Origin of the sequence: Bacillus sp. ISL-35 (assembly GCF_018613355.1) — a bacterium.
Classification (GTDB): domain Bacteria; phylum Bacillota; class Bacilli; order Bacillales; family Cytobacillaceae; genus Mesobacillus.
This window is the reverse complement of sequence record NZ_JAGGQK010000004.1, coordinates 350,214-366,854: the sequence shown is the minus strand read 5'-3', so window position 1 is coordinate 366,854 and position 16,641 is coordinate 350,214. Positions and strand designations below refer to the sequence as shown.

At 47.1% G+C, this 16,641-nt stretch carries 15 protein-coding genes, 1 pseudogene and 1 other annotated feature; of the genes and pseudogenes, 8 read left to right on the top strand and 8 right to left on the bottom strand.

Annotated features, from left to right (window positions below; genetic code table 11):
- Window position 1: 1 nt before the first annotated feature.
- From J7E38_RS07745 to J7E38_RS23860, 5 genes and pseudogenes are all read right to left on the bottom strand, one after another.
- Window positions 2–694 (bottom strand): FeoB small GTPase domain-containing protein, encoded by a 693-nt coding sequence (locus tag J7E38_RS07745; RefSeq protein ID WP_214706302.1) that lies wholly within the window; start codon window positions 692–694, stop codon window positions 2–4.
- The gene (locus J7E38_RS07740) at window positions 691–939 is read right to left on the bottom strand and encodes a FeoA family protein (protein WP_214706301.1); all 249 of its coding nucleotides are present in this window, start codon (window positions 937–939) and stop codon (window positions 691–693) included. The genes J7E38_RS07745 and J7E38_RS07740 overlap by 4 nt, the downstream gene beginning before the upstream one ends.
- Window positions 940–1,115: 176 nt before the next feature.
- Window positions 1,116–1,756 (bottom strand): annotated as a pseudogene (locus J7E38_RS07735) (nitrite reductase).
- Window positions 1,757–1,844: 88 nt separating this feature from the next.
- Window positions 1,845–2,537 (bottom strand): YncE family protein, encoded by a 693-nt coding sequence (locus J7E38_RS07730; RefSeq protein WP_251030269.1) that lies wholly within the window; start codon window positions 2,535–2,537, stop codon window positions 1,845–1,847.
- A complete protein-coding gene (locus J7E38_RS23860; protein ID WP_214706298.1) occupies window positions 2,531–2,902 on the bottom strand; it encodes a hypothetical protein in 372 nt (123 codons plus the stop codon). The genes J7E38_RS07730 and J7E38_RS23860 overlap by 7 nt, the downstream gene beginning before the upstream one ends.
- A 271-nt stretch (window positions 2,903–3,173) precedes the next feature.
- On the opposite strand from J7E38_RS23860, the gene J7E38_RS07725 reads away from it, so the two are divergent.
- Genes J7E38_RS07725 through chrA form a run of 4 tightly spaced genes read left to right on the top strand, consistent with a single transcriptional unit; the run spans window position 3,174 to window position 6,157 of the window.
- A complete protein-coding gene (locus J7E38_RS07725; RefSeq protein ID WP_214706297.1) occupies window positions 3,174–3,482 on the top strand; it encodes a PadR family transcriptional regulator in 309 nt (102 codons plus the stop codon).
- Window positions 3,483–3,537: 55 nt separating this feature from the next.
- Window positions 3,538–4,176: an ABC transporter ATP-binding protein gene (locus tag J7E38_RS07720; protein ID WP_214706295.1), complete on the top strand. Its 639-nt coding sequence runs from the start codon at window positions 3,538–3,540 to the stop codon at window positions 4,174–4,176.
- Window positions 4,173–4,967 (top strand): ABC transporter permease, encoded by a 795-nt coding sequence (locus J7E38_RS07715; protein WP_214706293.1) that lies wholly within the window; start codon window positions 4,173–4,175, stop codon window positions 4,965–4,967. Before J7E38_RS07720 ends, J7E38_RS07715 begins: the two co-directional genes overlap by 4 nt.
- Window positions 4,964–6,157, top strand: a complete 1,194-nt coding sequence (gene chrA / locus J7E38_RS07710) for a chromate efflux transporter (RefSeq protein ID WP_214706292.1) — start codon at window positions 4,964–4,966, stop codon at window positions 6,155–6,157. The genes J7E38_RS07715 and chrA overlap by 4 nt, the downstream gene beginning before the upstream one ends.
- Window positions 6,158–6,407: 250 nt before the next feature.
- Here chrA and iadA read toward each other — a convergent pair whose 3' ends face one another.
- Entirely contained in the window at window positions 6,408–7,577 is a 1,170-nt protein-coding gene (iadA, locus tag J7E38_RS07705; protein WP_214706291.1) for a beta-aspartyl-peptidase, read from the bottom strand.
- A gap of 117 nt (window positions 7,578–7,694) precedes the next feature.
- Window positions 7,695–7,930 (top strand) — a binding site (T-box leader).
- 86 nt (window positions 7,931–8,016) lie between these two features.
- Between iadA and J7E38_RS07700 the strand changes: the two genes are divergently transcribed.
- The 4 genes from J7E38_RS07700 to J7E38_RS07685 all read left to right on the top strand — a co-directional run bounded on the left by J7E38_RS07700 (window position 8,017) and on the right by J7E38_RS07685 (window position 13,234).
- A complete protein-coding gene (locus tag J7E38_RS07700) occupies window positions 8,017–9,354 on the top strand; it encodes a sodium-dependent transporter (RefSeq protein WP_214706290.1) in 1,338 nt (445 codons plus the stop codon).
- Between the two features lie 119 nt (window positions 9,355–9,473).
- Window positions 9,474–10,979, top strand: a complete 1,506-nt coding sequence (locus tag J7E38_RS07695) for a spore germination protein (protein ID WP_214706289.1) — start codon at window positions 9,474–9,476, stop codon at window positions 10,977–10,979.
- A gap of 16 nt (window positions 10,980–10,995) precedes the next feature.
- Window positions 10,996–12,126 (top strand): GerAB/ArcD/ProY family transporter, encoded by a 1,131-nt coding sequence (locus J7E38_RS07690; RefSeq protein WP_214706288.1) that lies wholly within the window; start codon window positions 10,996–10,998, stop codon window positions 12,124–12,126.
- A complete protein-coding gene (locus J7E38_RS07685) occupies window positions 12,104–13,234 on the top strand; it encodes a Ger(x)C family spore germination protein (protein ID WP_214706287.1) in 1,131 nt (376 codons plus the stop codon). Before J7E38_RS07690 ends, J7E38_RS07685 begins: the two co-directional genes overlap by 23 nt.
- A 352-nt stretch (window positions 13,235–13,586) precedes the next feature.
- On the opposite strand, the gene J7E38_RS07680 is transcribed toward J7E38_RS07685, so the two are convergent.
- Together J7E38_RS07680 and J7E38_RS07675 are read right to left on the bottom strand one after the other, a co-directional pair.
- Window positions 13,587–14,780, bottom strand: a complete 1,194-nt coding sequence (locus tag J7E38_RS07680) for a PDZ domain-containing protein (RefSeq protein WP_214706285.1) — start codon at window positions 14,778–14,780, stop codon at window positions 13,587–13,589.
- 382 nt (window positions 14,781–15,162) lie between these two features.
- The gene (locus J7E38_RS07675) at window positions 15,163–16,614 is read right to left on the bottom strand and encodes a S41 family peptidase (protein ID WP_214706283.1); all 1,452 of its coding nucleotides are present in this window, start codon (window positions 16,612–16,614) and stop codon (window positions 15,163–15,165) included.
- Window positions 16,615–16,641: the final 27 nt, after the last annotated feature.

The window sequence follows — 16,641 nt, the reverse complement described above, 5'->3', positions numbered from 1 at the left end:
TTCACAATACCTCCTCAGGCTGCTGCCGCTTGCTGATTTCATCAAGTAAAGCTTTATCTCCATCAAGCAATCGCAAAGCAAGCCATCGGGATGGGATTTGGCTATTCCCGAGCTGTTTGAGCAACGGCATGAGGACGGCAATCTTTTCTTCGATTTCTTCATCATAGGTGATCGGTATAGGATTACAGGTGATTTCACCACTCATCAGCCGGTCCATAGCATCGAGCAGGGCTGGGATGCCAGTTTTATTCCTGGCGGAGATCTTGATGACCGGTACCCCCAGCCGTCTCATTAAGATTTTTTCATTAATTTTAATGCCCATTTTCTCGGCCTCATCGATTAAATTGATGCAGATGATTACCTGGCCGGTCATCTCAAGTACTTGCAGAGCCAGGTTAAAGTTCCTTTCCAATGCAGTAGCGTCTAATACGACGAGTGTGAGATCAGGTTTTTCGAACACGATATAGTTGCGGGCCACTTCTTCATCAAGAGAATTGGAATAAAGCGAATAGGTACCAGGCAAATCCACTAGATTAAAAGTGTTGCCTTTGTATTGAAAGGAACCTTCCTTTAATTCGACCGTCTTTCCTGCCCAGTTTCCCGTGTGCTGTTTCAATCCCGTCAGTGCATTGAACAATGTGCTTTTCCCCGTATTAGGGTTTCCAGCCAGCGCGACACGAAATTGTCTGCTCATAAGTCCATCAGCTCTCCTTCGATTTTTATGCTTTCATCTTTTCTTAAAGCAATTGTAGTATTGCTTACTCGAAAGGCAATTGGATCACCCAAAGGACTTTTCCTGACCACTTCCACGATGGCGCCGGGCACGAACCCTAAATCAAGCAGCCTTCTCCGCATGACCCCTTCGACTGTTATGCAAGTCAACTTAATGACATCTCCTTTTTCACTATCGGATAAACGGACTTTTTTTGATTTACCCATCAATATTTCCTCCACCTCAAAAAGTTTCCTTAGTGCAACTTTTGTTTTTATTATATGTAAGTGGATGGAAAGTGTCAAAATTATTTATATAAAACAAGAAAGCATATGGACAAATCCAGAAAATTGGATTTGTCCATATGCTAATAATGTCTACTCTCTACCCTTGGATATCGGAATTAGAAATCACCTGCTGTATTGATTTTCTCCAACAGCTTACCTTTTCCAAATCGGGCTATGAATTTATGAACCGACTCGCGCTTTTTCCTGTTCTCCGCATATATTTCTATAAGCCTATCTACCTTTTGATACAGCTCATCCGAGGTAAGTTGTTCGTATAACAGGCTTCCTGGCGCAGCATCCTGCCCCTTTGACTTTCCCCCTGCGTACAGGTTATAACCGTCCTTCACTTTCATGATGCCGATATCATTGATCAGCGGTTCACCGCAGCCAACTGGGCAGCCTGTATAAGCTGGTTTCAGAGTGAACGGCACCGGTTTGCCGGCAATCCTTTTGTTGAGTTCGATTGCTACCGGCATCCCTTCCTCCTCCGCTCCTTTGCAAAAATTACATGTGCGGAGACTTTTCACAAAGCTCCCCACTGGATAACAGCTGAGGCCAGCCTGTGCAAACTCTGCTATTGCCTCTTCTTTTCGATTTCCGGTATTTCGATATAGAGCTGCTGAAACGTCGTCAACTCCAGCTCCTGATCCTCTCCCAGATATTTCGCCAGGACGATCAGCTGCCTGGCATTCAATTTGGAGCCAAAATCAATGCCGCCATTAACGGCCAGCTTTATTGTTTTTTTAGTTGATTCCACTTAATCTCCATCCTCTTTCGCCGCTTGTTTAGAATGAATTTATTTCCATCATACCGTGAAAAAGTGGAGAATGTGTGGATTTCTTGAATCAATTCATGATCGTGATTCCATTAGGCACTTCCCCGACCTCAATTGTTTTTGCCTGCTTCTTGTCGAGATCAATGACGCTGACTGTGTTATCGAACATATTCGTTACATAGGCGAATTTCCCGTCATTGCTTACAGTAACACCATGGGCTCCATTTCCTGTCTTGATTTCATCGACAACTGTTTTCGATTCCAAATCTACTATTGACATGGAACTTGATGGTGATTCCTCAGTGCCCTGGTTCGCGACATAAGCGTATTTGCTGTCAGGACCAATATAGACCTGTGCCGGGCCTTTGCCAACTTCCACCTTGACCACTTGGTTCGTTTCGAGATCAACTATGGCCAGTGCGTTTTCAGAGAAAAGAGTTACTGCCAAGGTCTTACCGTCCTTAGTCACTCCTGTTGTAACAGGCATCTTGCCTATTTGAATTCTTTCTTCTTGGAATGTTTCCAGATTAATAGCACTTACTGTATCCTCACCCATATTGGCGACATAGGCAAATTTGCTGTCGGCTGACATTCTGAAACCATGGGGGCCATTGCCTGTTGGAATGGTTTTGACAACTTTAAAGGTTACCGCGTCAATGACCGAAACTGTGTCATCTTCGTTGTTTGTTGCCATTACATATTTCCCATCCCCTGAATACACAACATGTGCCGGATGATTCCCAACTTCGACTTCTTTTAACAGTTCATTTGTAAAGGCATCATAGAATAGTACTCTTCCAGAAGCTCCGCCCCCGTGACCGCCATGCCCATGCCCAGACTCTGGAATGAGTGTGCGGCAACCACCTTTCCGTCAGGTGATAGCTGGATATTATGAACCACTCCATTAGCCTTGATGGTTTCAGAAACCTTATTGTCTTTGACATTGACCTTGCTGATTGTACCCCCCTCATTCGCTGTAAAATAATATTTTTCTATGGTTTGTTCTTGTTTGTCCCTCTTTACTTCAGGTTTCTCCTCGGCCTTAGAATCCGCACCTGCTCCACATCCCCCAAGGACGAGTCCGACAGAAGCAAACAGGCTAATCATTTTTACATTTAAACGACTCATGTTGAGCCCTCCTTTTTAGAAATCTACCATCATGATAATCCCCACTATCCAGGCAGAAATGTTAAGTTCATCACAAACCAAAATTTATCCCCGAAAGATTTTACAGCTTTTTGAAATTGATAAAATCTGCAAATTTCTGAAGTAGAATTTACTTTTTATTCTTCGACAGGTAAAGGGTAAAAGTAAATAAGTTGATTAATTTGCCTGATAAGTTAAAATGATATCGAGTTTCGTTATTGGATTTCGATAACAATGAAAGAAGGAATTTCACATGGAGGATAAAGTCCTCAGAAAGCTTTTTCTCGGATTCATCCAGATTCATATCCTGCACCATGCGAAGGAGCAGCCAATTTTCGGCCTATGGATGCTGGAGGAGCTTAAGGAGCATGGCTACAGCCTGAGCGCAGGCACCCTTTACCCGATTCTCCACAGTATGGAGTCTGACGGTCTGCTTTTAAAAGAAGAGAGAAATGTCGAAGGGAAAATACGCAAATACTATCGGACGACGGAAAAAGGGAACAACGTCCTTGAGGAAGCCCAGAACAAGGCCTATGAATTGTTCAAGGAAATCAAGGATTGATCAGAGACCAGGGGATGTGAACCAGAATTCAACGGATGATGGGGAGTGAAACAGATTGTTTGTACTTAAGAATGTGACGGTAAACGGCATTTTACAAATCGAACAGTTGGTGATTCCGGAAAATCAATTCACCTGCATTCTTGGACCGAGCGGGAGCGGCAAGTCGACGCTATTGAGGCTTTTGAATGATCTGTCCAGCCCCGACGAAGGTGAGATTGCCTATGAAAACAAGTCCGTCAGTGAAATCGACCCGCTCCAGCTTAGAAGAACAGTTGTAATGGTACCGCAGATGCCAGTCATCTTTCCGGGCAGTATTGAAGATAATTTGCAGATTGGTCTTGCTTTTTCCGAAAAAGAAACGGCCAGTGCTGGAGAAATGGAATCATTGTTGAAGATGTTCATGCTTGATAAAAAGCTGGGTGATGACGCCGAGAACCTTTCCGGCGGTGAAAAACAGCGGCTGTCCTGGGCTCGCGCGATGCTGCTGGATCCGGAAGTATTTTTGCTGGACGAGCCGACCTCTGCATTGGATGAGGATACGGCCAGGACGGTGTTGCAGCGATTCCGGGAATACGCCGAGCAGCATTCGAAGACGGTGGTTATGATTACCCACTCGAAAGAGCTCGCTGAAATAGTCGCGGAGAATACAATTGACATGTCGCAGTACTCGATTGAAAGCAGGGTAAGCAGATGAAAAATGACATAGATTTAACGTTTTTGCAGCTTGCTGCTGCGTATATTTTCATCCTGATTTTAATCGTCATCGTCAGGGTTCGCGGGATTCCCCGGGAAAAAGAAATCCTCGTAGCGACGGCCCGGATGTCGATTCAGCTCATCCTTGTCGGCTATCTGCTGATCTATCTGTTTGATAATCCGAGTCCCTGGTATACCTTGCTGATTGTCGCCATCATGCAGATCTTTGCGATTTATAATGTGTATAAACGGACAAAGCATCCGCTGGGCAGCGGGATGAAAAAACATATTGCTTATGCGATGGCAATCGGCATCCTTTCGAGTTTGTTCTTTTTCATACTGTTTGTCCTGGATGTTACTCCATGGTACGAACCGCGTTACTTCATCCCAATTGCCGGGATGATCATCGGAAACTCGATGACTGGTGTGTCGCTTGGAGTGAATAACCTGATTTCAGGCTTCGAAGACAACAAAGCTCAGATTGAGGGTGCCTTGATGCTCGGAGCAACCCCGAAGCAGGCTGCCAAAAAGGTGGTCAACCAGGCCTTCGACGCCGCGATGCTGCCGACAATCAACTCAATGGTCGGCATGGGCATTATTTTTCTGCCTGGCATGATGACAGGGCAGATCCTGTCCGGAACGTCGCCGATTGTGGCAGTGGAGTATCAAATCGCGATCATGCTTGGAATCGTCGGGAGTGTGTCTTTGACGGTGATTCTTTATTTGCAGCTCGCCTATCAATCATTTTTCAATGATCGCTTACAATTAGTTATGAAGGAGAAAAAGAAATGACAGAGAAAAAAAGCGTTACTTTCCAGTCACTGCTGGAGATTCTGATGGTGTCCACCAGGCTCGGACTGACATCTTTCGGCGGGCCTGTTGCCCACCTCGGCTATTTCCATGAAGAATATGTCCGCCGCAGGAAGTGGATGGACGAAAAGAGTTATGCCGATTTGGTGGCATTATGCCAGTTCCTGCCCGGCCCGGCAAGCAGCCAGGTTGGAATCGGCGTAGGATTGATGCGCGGAGGATTGCTTGGAGGATTGTTCGCCTTCCTCGGGTTTACCCTGCCTTCTGTTTTGGCACTTATTCTATTTGCTCTTATTTTACAGGGGTTCGATGTGGCCGACGCAGGCTGGATCCACGGACTGAAAATTGTTGCTGTCGCCGTCGTGGCACACGCCATCCTCGGTATGGCGCAAAAACTGACGCCCGACCTGCCTCGTAAGACGATTGCTTTATTCGCGCTAGCTGCCACACTGCTTTGGCAGACCGCGTTTACGCAAATTGGCGTTATCATCATTGCTGGTATTCTAGGATATTTGCTATTTAAATCACACAATGCCGCAGATGATGGCAGGATGACTTTTTCCATTTCCAAAACGGTTGGCTATGTCAGTCTTGCTTTGTTTTTCGGTTTGCTGATCCTCCTGCCGATTTTAAGGGAAGCGACTTCCCTTAATTGGATTGCCATGTTCGATAGCTTTTATCGTTCAGGTTCGCTCGTTTTCGGCGGAGGCCATGTGGTATTGCCATTGCTCGAGCGCGAATTCGTGCCGACTGGCTGGCTGAGTGAGGAAGCCTTCCTTGCGGGATATGGCGCAGCCCAGGCAGTACCTGGACCTTTGTTCACCTTTGCTGCTTATATCGGGGCGGTCATCAGCGGCTGGAAGGGCGGACTGCTCGCGACAGCGGCGATCTTTCTGCCGGCCTTCCTGCTGATCCTCGGGACACTGCCATTCTGGGATGCGTTACGACGGAACAGCAAGATTAGCAGGGCGCTTATGGGCGTGAATGCCGCTGTTGTCGGCATCCTGATTGCGGCTTTCTATCACCCTATTTGGACGAGTTCAATTCTCGCGCCGGTTGATTTCGTATTTGCCGCTGTTTTGTTCAGCATGCTCGTGTATTGGAAGCTCGCACCGTGGATTGTCGTTGTTACCGGAGCAGTTGGCGGAATGATTTTGTCTATGATTTTTTAAAAAATGCGGGCTTTTGCCCGTTTTTTTGTTTTTTTACAAAGGTTTTGTTATTTCCGCACTCACATATCGGCTTCCGCTTAACAGCTAAATGGGTTAATTGGCGAAAATCTAATTTTATCGACCACATTTTTGATTATTTCGGCGGATTTTCAAATATATCGACCACTTTTACGAATTTATCGACCACATTTACAGATATATCGACCAAGTGAAAAAGAACCTTGACCGCACACGGTCAAGGTTCTTCTATTCATTCAAATGTCCCTCTCACCAACGGAACTTTATCTTCTACCATCACTTTCCCCATTGTGATGACCGTATCAATCTCCAGGTTCTCATCGAGGAGCACCAGGTCTGCGTCACGTCCAGCTTCAATCCGGCCTTTTTGCGCAAGCTTTAAAACGGTTGCCGGGTTTGCTGTGATGACTCGGATGGCGACCTCAAGCGGGATTCCCTCCGTCACTATCGCTTCCTTCACCGCATCATACAAAGAGGAAACCCGGCCGATCTGCAAACCGATCAATTCACCATTTTCATCAAAATCAGGCAGGCTCGCCTGTCCGTCTGATGTGAAGGTAATCTGGCTGATCTCGACGCCCGCTTCAAGCATCCGCTTCAGGCCGACACTGCATTTGACCTCTCCCTCTTCCAAAAACTTCGGGATGGAGCTGGTGGTGAAATCGACCCAGCCACCCTTTTTCGCGTACTCGATGCCCGCTTCAAACAAGTGCGGATTCCGGTTGATGTGTGTCGGATAAAATTGCCGGATTGGAATGTCGGTATTCTCGACAACCTCCTCAATCAGCTTCAAATGATCAAGACTGTCCCCAACATGAACATTGACGATTCCAGCTTTCCCTGCGAGCATGCCGCCAATCCTCGCAGCCGAAGCGATCTTAGCCAGCTCCTCAACAGTCGGCTGGGATGAACGATGATCAGCAATCGCAATCTCGCCCGCCCCGATGACTTTATCAATCAAAATGATATCGTCCTCAATTTTGCCGGTAAGCGTTTTGACCGGGACCTGGTAGGAGCCAGTCTGCACATAGGTGGTAATCCCCTCTTCTTCCAATCCACGCGCCTTGGCAATCAGACTCGGCATCGTCCGTGTCGTTCCGTCCGTGCCGAGAACGCCGACAAGCGTCGTAATACCGGCAGTTGTCGCCTGGGTCAGCTGAATCTCCGGCGTCCTGGTGCGGAACCCTCCTTCCCCGCCGCCGCCGATCAGGTGGACATGGGAATCGATGAAGCCCGGAACGACTTTTTTACCACTTGCGTCTATGACTTTGATCGGAACGAAGTCCTCAGGAATTTTAATCTCATCCTGGATCAATCCAATTTTCCGGTCAACTAGTAGTATATCTTTTTTCCCAAGGTAATCAGGAGCGTAAATCTCTCCATTCTTAATCAGTGTCAGCATATGCTTTCCTCCAAGTTCCAGCTGTTTCCTCAATTATAGCCTGTTTCAATTCTCTGAAAAAGACGCTTGACAGTATATTCTTATCATACTATAATTTCGAGTATTACATTTTAATAAGTTGAAGCATTGAAGAGAGTCTATTAAGCCGGTCTCCCTGTTACTAGAGAATCAGTGGTTGGTGGAAACTGATACAAAGGCCTGGTGAATTTCGTTCTTGGAGCTTTTCCTTAACTACAAGCTGTTTTCGCATTGTATAAAAGGAACGGACTTGGCCGTTATCCAATTAACTTGAGCGGGAAGCGTATTTTTGCTTCCAAATAGGGTGGTACCGCGTGTTCAGCCACGTCCCTATCCAGATCGTTGGATAGCGGCGTGGCTTTTTATTTTGCCCGGACGTCCAGCGGCCCAGCTGAAAAAGAGAGAAAAAAGGAGAATCAACATGGAGAAAGAGCAATGGTCATCAAAGATTGGATTTATCCTTGCCGCAGCCGGTTCAGCAATCGGAATCGGGGCGATCTGGAAGCTTCCATATGTAACGGGGGTCAGCGGCGGCGGAGCATTTTTCCTCATGTTCATCTTATTTTCGCTGTTCATCGGCCTGCCTCTGCTGCTTGCGGAATTCGTGATAGGCCGAAGCACCGGGAAGGAAGCGATTCGTGCTTATTTAGAAATCGCGCCTAAAAGCAAATGGTATTTCATCGGGATCCTCGGTGTTGTCACCAGCTTCGTGCTGCTCAGCTTTTACAGTGTGGTCGGCGGCTGGATCAGCCTTTATTTCATAAAAGGGCTTGCTGGCGGAGTGGTCCAGGAAGGCGCCGATTACGGTGAACTGTTCGGGAAGACAATCAGCGATCCGTGGAGCGTACTCGCTGCACAGGCTGCGTTCTTGCTAGTCACCATCGTTGTGGTTGCGAAAGGCATTCAGTCCGGGATTGAAAAAGCGAGCAAAATCCTGATGCCGGCCTTGTTCCTGCTTTTCATCATCCTGATCGTCCGTTCACTCACGCTCGACAATGCATTAGCTGGAGTAAAGTTCTTCCTCGCTCCGGACTTTTCAAGCATCACCTCTGAAAGCATTTTGTTCGCAATGGGACAATCCTTTTTCTCCCTGAGCATCGGAGTATCAGTGATGGTGACATACAGCTCGTACCTGCCGAAAAAAGGCAGCCTCGTACAGCCGGCCCTGTCGGTTGTCGGGATGAACCTGTTCATCGCTTTACTTGCCGGACTGGCAATCTTTCCTGCTGTATTCTCACTAGGATTCGAACCGGCAGAAGGTCCTGGCCTGCTATTCGTCGTCCTGCCAGCGGTTTTTGAAAAAATGGTTTTCGGCGAGCTGTTCCTGCTGCTGTTTTTAGCGTTATTCCTGTTCGCGACATTGACCTCGGCATTTTCAATGCTTGAAATTGTCGTCGCCACTCTGGCAAAAGGCGATCGTAAAAAGCGCGTCAGATTCGCATGGATTGCCGGCGGTTTGATCTTCCTGCTCGGCATCCCATCCGCCCTGTCATTTGGAACACTGGCAGAGGCAACGGTTTTCGGGAAAAACATCTTCGACACAGCCGATTTCCTGGTAAGCAATATCTTAATGCCGCTCGGAGTCCTGCTGATTTCGATTTTCGTTCCGCTGAAAATCAGGAAAGAAGTGTTAAGACAGGAACTGCTGCAGAATTCGAAAGCCGACAGCTTGCTCTTCACTCTCTGGTACAATGTCATGAGATTCATCGTTCCAGTCGTCATTATCATTGTTTTCTTGGATTCACTGGGCATCATTTAAATGATTTCGACTTCTTTCTTTAAGCAGTGGCTATAGCACCTTCGCTTTCGATCACAGTATAATTTTTCCCTTTAATGCAAAACCTCTCAAGTAGAGGAATGCATCGGAGGGATTTTTTTATGTTCTTCAAGAAAAAGAAACCTGAAGCTCCTGACCGCCTGAATGAAAAAAATCTCGACGACAAGGAATTGATTCCTGTCCAAAAAGAGGACTTCATCCAAAGAATGAAAGACCTCTTCCATCATAGTGCCGACCTGAACATTAAGGAATTGCCAAATGGGTTTACACTGATCTACCTTGACACCATGACGGATAACACGATGATTAACGAGGATATCCTTCGCCAGCTTGAAGGAGTCCAGGCTTCGCCAGATGAAGCTTATAAAAAGATCACCCTCGGAACCGTTTCAAAGGTGAAGTATATTGAGGATTGTATTGAAAAAATCTTAAAAGGATCGGCGCTCGTCCACTCCCAGGGCTTTCCCGTCATTATCGAGGCAGCGGTCGGAACCCAGGAAAACCGATCCCTGACACGCCCGGAAAACGAATCACAAGTGTTGGGGCCGCAAATCGCTTTCAATGAAAGTCTTGCTACGAATATCTCGCTGATCAGGAGATATATTTCTAACCCGAATGTATGCAATGAAAGTTTCACATTGGGCACACAGACGAATTCAGCAGTATCCCTTCTATATATAAAACATATTGCCGATGAAGAAATGGTCGATCGAATGAGGGAACGAATCCAGAAAATCCAGATCGACAGTGTCATTGACAGCTCGATGCTCGTTCAACTGGTCGAGGACAATTCGTTCGCGATCTTCCCGCAGCTTCTGATGACAGAAAGACCGGATCGCGCCTGCTCCTGGCTGTTGAACGGGAAGGTGGCATTGCTGGTGGATGGCAGCGTACAGGTGATTGGAGCGCCATTAAGTTTTTTCGAATTTTTCCAGAGCATGGAGGATGAAAGTGTCAGATGGCAAATCGGCACCTTTTTGCGTCTGCTAAGAGTATTTTCGATGGTTGTTTCAATTTTTTTCACGGCCATCTATGTGGCAGCCCTGACCTTCCACTATGAAATCATTCCGCAGACACTCCTGATCCCGCTAGGGGAATCAAGGTCCCTTGTCCCCTTCCCTCCTATCATCGAGGCTTTGCTTTTGGAAGTCATGATTGAACTGCTGCGGGAGGCAGGGGCCCGTTTGCCGACAAAGGTTGGCCAGACGATGGGTATCGTAGGCGGTATCGTTGTCGGGACGGCTGCGGTTGATGCCGGATTCACGAGCAATATCCTGATTATTATCATTGCTGTCAGCGCGCTGGCCTCGTTCACGACACCAAACTATATGATGGGCAATGTTATCCGGATCTTGCGGTTTCCGCTGATCATTTTAGCTGGCTTCTGGGGTTTTTACGGGCTGATGATCGGCTTTTGTTTCCTGCTGATTCACCTGATCAGACAGACAAGTATGGGCGTCCCGTTCCTGACACCCTTTTATCCGCCGCGTTTTTCAGATTGGCGCGACAGCATCTTCCGGCTGCCGATGGCCTGGACCAATAAAAGGCCTTATCAAACAAGACCTGTTGACAGCATGAAATTCCAGACTAAGAAAACCAAAGAGTAAAGTTGTGGTGTTATGAATGAAGGTTTTAATCCAGCCCAAACCCCAGCAGATGTTCAACACATTCCTGCTGTTCTTCATCGTCCATTCCATGCAGCTCGGAGTCGGAGTCCAGGGTTTCCAGCGCATTATCTACCTTGAGGCAAAACATGATGCCTGGGTTTCCGTCATTCTTAGCGGAGCAGCCACGGCTGTCGTCGGTTTCGTGATGGTGAAAACCCTTGCTGCCTATGAAACAGCGGATTTATACGGTATTCAATATGATGTGCTTGGAAAATGGCTTGGAAACTTATTGAATTTTATTTTCGTCCTCTATTGCCTTGGCAGCTTCCATGTCATCGTCAGAAACTATATCGAGGTCATCCAGGCATGGATTTTCCCGGAGGTCCCGAACTGGCTGCTCGCGCTCACGCTTATCTACCTTGTGTATTACGCTTTGAACGGCGGTTTGAGGACAATCGTGGGTGTCAGTTTTTTCAGCGTCGTCCTTTCCTTGTGGATCATCCTGCTGCTCGCCTATCCCTTCCAGTTTGCGAAGTGGGACTATCTGTTCCCGATATTCGAAGCGAGCATCCCCGACATGCTGCGAGGAGCAAAGCAGATGACCTTCACCGTCGTAGGCTTTGAGATCCTCTATATCATTTATCCTTTTTTAAAAGAAAAGGACAGTGTGCACAGGCATATGCAATATGGATTGTTGTTCACAACGGTCCTCTATCTTGCGCTCATGGTCATTTCTCTTGCCTACTTCAGCGGAGGCCAGCTTGAAAGGACCATCTGGGGCACCTTATCCCTTTTCAAAATCGTCCGCTTCCCGTTCATCGAGAGATTCGAATATGTGGCGATCACGTTCTGGGTCCTGCTGATCCTGCCGAATCTGATGTTCTATATGTGGTCGGCCGCTCGCGGGATAGCCCGGATGTTCAATAAAAAAGAACAGAAAATCAGCTGGCTGCTTTTAGTCATGATGTATTTGACCCTGCTTTACCCAATGAACAGGCTGCAAATCAACATGATGAATGACTATTTTGCGAGGGGAGCGTTTTATTTAATTTTCGGATATCCGTTCGTCCTTTATGCCGCTGTCCTGATTAAGCAGAAACTTTTTTCGAAAAAAGGTGAGGGAAATGCTGCGAAAAACATGGAGTAGGATAAGTGTTCTATTGATCTCTGCCTTCCTGACGACCGGCTGTGCAGATCCAAAGACGTTGGAACGGATGGGCCTCATCACCACGGTAGGCTATGATGTCACTGAGGATGGAGAGCTCCAGACAACCTTCGTGATGCTGCAAATCGATCCAAATGCACCGCAAAATTCTGTTGTCCTTACGACCAAAGCCCTGACAAGTAAAGGGGCGCGTATAGAAGCCGATTTAAAAAGCCCGAAAAAATTGCAGTCAGGCCAGTTGCGTGTAGCCCTTTTTAGCGAAGAAGTCGTCAAACTCGGATTGATCAATCTCGCGGATACACTGTCACGTGACCCTTCCATCAGCGACCTTACCTACCTGGCTGTCGTGGAAGGAAACACAAAAAAACTTCTCGACCAGAAAAATTCAAAGTTCGCTGATATCAGCCAGATGATTTATAAACAGCTCGACCAGAACACCAAGGGAGAAACAGTTCCCTCCTCGACCCTACAGGAAACAATGCACGACTATTATGCACCCGGTGTGGATCCAAGCATGCCATTGATTAAAGATAGAGGAGGAGAAATCGTCATAACCGGGATGGCACTGATCAGTGATGATAAAATGGTAGGCAAAATCAATCCAGAGGAAGCCTTTTTCCTGAAACTGATCAATGACCGCTATAAGGCAGGTTCGATTGAGCTAACCGTATCCCCCGATGGACTCCATTATACAAAGGCCGTCGAGGGGCCAGATGAACTCGCCGTTGTCCTTGATACCATCAACAGCAAAACGGATATCAAGCTGATTGATAAAGACACCCCGAAATTCGAACTGAAGATCACACTCAAAACCAGGCTGCTTGAAGTCAACCAGGCGCTCGACCTGAAAAGTCCGGACAGCCTCAAGCAGCTGGAGAAAAAACTCAGCGGTAAGATAAAATCCGATATTGAAGGCTTAATAACAAAAGCTCAGGAACTTAACTCAGACCCGTTCGGATTCGGCGAAATCTACCGAAAAAACGTCCGCCATTCCAATCTGACTACTAAGAGTTGGCATGAAATATACCCCGACAGCAAAGTCGATGTCAAAATCAAATTTGAGATCTTGAGGACCGGGGTTGTGGAATAATGCAAAAGCGGGAGCCTCAAGGCAAAGTGATGTCTATATTGACTTTGATGTTCTTGAGGACCGGGGCTGTGAAATAATGCAAAAGCGGGAGTCTCAAGGCAAAGTGATATCATTTTGACTTTGATGTTCTTGAGGACCGGGGCTGTGAAATAATGCAAAAGCGGGAGTCTCAAGACGAAGTGATATCAATATTGACTTTGTTGATTTTGAGGGCCGGGGTTGCGGAATAATGCAAAGGCGGGAAGCCTCTAGGCAAATTGGTATCAATATTGACTTTGTTGATCTTGAGGACCGTGGTTGTGACATAAAACAAAAAACGGGAGCCTTTTGTGATGGCTCCTGTTTTGGTTCCTTATCCAACTTCACTGTCCCACTTTTTCTCATCCTGTACGAAGAGGATGCCCAGCTCATGGTGATCCCCTTCATATAACGCCCGTTGCACAAAGCGAATCTGCCCGTTCGTATCAAGAACTTCCAGCTTACAATGCGCCCTGTTTCGAGACAGAGCCTCGTAAAATGTTTTTTCGTCATTGACGTTCGTGCCATTGACCTTTGTGACAAGCTCCCCAACTTCCAGAGCCATTTTATCGGCCGGCGATTCTGGCAGAATGCCGAGAATCATCACGCCATGATTCTTTTTTGAAAAATAGAACGGCCTGCTCTCTTCGTGCATTCGCTGTGTGTAAGTCAAAACTTCGCGGCCGATGATAGCAATCGACACAGCTGCAATGGATGCAATTGGGTACCAGTATCCGGTTGCCGAAATGAGGGTGGTCAGGATGCCAAGTCCGATTACACGGCTGCCCTGCTGCTGAATGGCCTCCCTCGGCAGCATGCCCTGAATTTGCTGGTGCATGCCGATCGCGAATGGAACGAGAAGCAATGAATATGTATTGTCGCCAAGTGTGAACACCGGCCACCACTCGAACGGCATGGTCAGGATGTTTCCCGGAATGAGCATGAATGCCGGAACCAGCCACAGCCGTTTCACCTCGTGGACACCAACCATCTGGCCACGCTTGCTTTTAATCAGCTTAGGAGAAGTCCCCTTTTTGCCATTCTTTAAAATCAGGAATCCCTCGCCAATTGTCAGCAACGCCAACAAAATTGCAATGGATGGATATATTTTTTCATCCAAATTTGCAAACAAGTCGCCTACCAGCGGAAGCTCGATCTTTTTGCCAGACAGAAAAGCCAGAGCAAAGAAAGCAGCGCCAACCGTATAGGCAGGAGCCAGCAGCCTGACTCTCGTGGTAAAGCTCAATAGCAATGTCGCAGCCGCAATTAACACAATCGCCGCGAATGGAATCGTAATCCCTGCAGCTACTGTGATGAGCGAAATCACCAGACCGACAAGCAGCCCGACCGGAAACAGCTGCCTGAGCTCAAAATAAGCATCCTCCGACCGGACCGTGAAGTTCTTCCGCTCCCGTTTCACGCGCGAAACACCAATAACCGCAGCTATAAAGAAAGAATAATAGAACACAGGGTGAAGCAGAAGCCTGCCCGTCCCTTTCAAAAGCTCAATGAACCAATCCTGTGCCACCCCTATGTCACCATCCCCGTAAAATTACATGATATTAAGCTTATTCTATCAAATCTGGGGGGTAAAACCTATTAATAGTTGCGGAAATGGGATGGGATTTTTTTCTTGCGGGGAATTATTAGGGCGTACGCAACTAATCTCTAGGGAATCCGGGTTATTCTCTATGGTTTGGTCTGGAATCTCTACGAAATGTTACTTATTCTCTACGAAAGCGGCCATATTCTCTACGAAATGATGCATATTCTCTACGTTTTCCATAAACTAACAAAAATACGCTGCACCCCTGTCTAAGGTACAGCGCATTTTCACCAGCAGTCTATCCTAAACTTGAAATTGGAGGTCATTACCCGGACAGCAGTCTAACACTCAATCCAACTGAATGTTATTTCGCCAGCAGCCTCAACGCGGTCTGCAGCTGCAAATCGTTCTCTTCCTGCTTCATCGCTTCTCTTGCGGCTTCCTCCAGCGCGGAGGCCGTTTTAGCGTCAATCACGCCTGTTACATTCATGCTCTTATTACGCTGAAACGCCTTGACGGCGATTTCAGTCTTGTCGCTGAAGTAGCCATCTGTACGACCAGGCTCGAATCCAAGGCCTGCAAGGATTTGCTGGGCGTTCTTGACCTGCTCGTTATTCATATCCAGCCTTAGCGGTTTTTCAGCCTGGATTGGATGCGTGTCATACAACGCCGGCTGGTTGACTTCGACGGTTGGCTCGATGCCTTTCTTATGAATCCAGTTTCCGTCCGGCGTCAGCCATTTGAACAGCGTCAGCTTGATATTGCTGCCATCACCCATCGGCACAGCCTGCTGGACTGTTCCCTTGCCAAAGGTCTTCTCGCCGATAACAGGATATCCGCCCGCTTCCTTCAATGCCCCGGCCAATATTTCCGATGCGGATGCACTGCCGTCATTTGTCAGCACGCCAATTGGATAGTCTTTTGCTTTATCCAAATTGGAAAAATAACGTGTCTTATCACCGCTGCGTTCCTCTATTTGATAAAGCGGCTTATCTTTAGGTATCAGCACACGTAAAATCTCTTCGACGCTCGAAAGCAGCCCGCCAGGATTGCCGCGCACATCGATCAGCAGCGCATCCATTCCCTCTTTTTCCAAAGCCTTCAGTTCTTTATTGAACTCCTTGGATGTATCTTCGGAAAATGAAGTAATCTCAAGATAACCAATTTTTTCGCCATTTACCTTTTTCATATCACTATAAACGGTAATCTGAGGGATTTCATCACGGACGACTTTTACCTGCAGTGGATCCTTCAAGCCTTTTCGTCCAATCTCGAGTACGACAGGTGTCCCTTTTTTTCCGCGTATTTTCGTTGTCGCTTCGAACAAGTCCAAGCCTTCAATACTTTCACCATCAACCTTTAGAATTTGGTCGTTCGGCTTCAAACCTGCTTTTTCCGCAGGTGAATTTTTAAAAGGCGAAACAATCACGATTTTTCCATCGACTGAACTGACTTCAGCGCCAATCCCCTCAAATGATGACTCCAGAGTCTGATTGAATTGCTTGGCGGTTTCCTTGTCCATATAGACCGAATAAGGATCCTCCAAGGTTGACAACATGCCCTTAATCGCACCTTCAACCAGCTTATCTTCCTCTACTTTTTCCACATAACTATTAAAAATCAAACTGTAAGCCTGCTCCACTTTTTCAAGACTGCCCTGCTCGCCTGATTCTGCTCTCGCATTATCCTTGAAAGGGACAATCTGGCGATCCAGCACCCCAGCCTTGCTCTCGTACCATTGCATTCCGGCGTATGTACTCCCCGCACCAGTCAGCAGCGAGCCCGCCATCAAAATGGCAATCCACTTACGTTCCATTGCCAAACTCCTTCCTGTTTACCGCAT

Coding starts and splice junctions, on each gene's coding strand:
- J7E38_RS07745 (WP_214706302.1), bottom strand. CDS start 694: ATGAGCAGACAATTTCGTGTCGCGCTGGCTGGAAACCCTAATACGGGG.
- J7E38_RS07740 (WP_214706301.1), bottom strand. CDS start 939: ATGGGTAAATCAAAAAAAGTCCGTTTATCCGATAGTGAAAAAGGAGAT.
- J7E38_RS23860 (WP_214706298.1), bottom strand. CDS start 2,902: ATGAGTCGTTTAAATGTAAAAATGATTAGCCTGTTTGCTTCTGTCGGA.
- J7E38_RS07725 (WP_214706297.1), top strand. CDS start 3,174: ATGGAGGATAAAGTCCTCAGAAAGCTTTTTCTCGGATTCATCCAGATT.
- J7E38_RS07715 (WP_214706293.1), top strand. CDS start 4,173: ATGAAAAATGACATAGATTTAACGTTTTTGCAGCTTGCTGCTGCGTAT.
- chrA (WP_214706292.1), top strand. CDS start 4,964: ATGACAGAGAAAAAAAGCGTTACTTTCCAGTCACTGCTGGAGATTCTG.
- iadA (WP_214706291.1), bottom strand. CDS start 7,577: ATGCTGACACTGATTAAGAATGGAGAGATTTACGCTCCTGATTACCTT.
- J7E38_RS07700 (WP_214706290.1), top strand. CDS start 8,017: ATGGAGAAAGAGCAATGGTCATCAAAGATTGGATTTATCCTTGCCGCA.
- J7E38_RS07695 (WP_214706289.1), top strand. CDS start 9,474: ATGTTCTTCAAGAAAAAGAAACCTGAAGCTCCTGACCGCCTGAATGAA.
- J7E38_RS07690 (WP_214706288.1), top strand. CDS start 10,996: ATGAAGGTTTTAATCCAGCCCAAACCCCAGCAGATGTTCAACACATTC.
- J7E38_RS07685 (WP_214706287.1), top strand. CDS start 12,104: ATGCTGCGAAAAACATGGAGTAGGATAAGTGTTCTATTGATCTCTGCC.
- J7E38_RS07675 (WP_214706283.1), bottom strand. CDS start 16,614: ATGGAACGTAAGTGGATTGCCATTTTGATGGCGGGCTCGCTGCTGACT.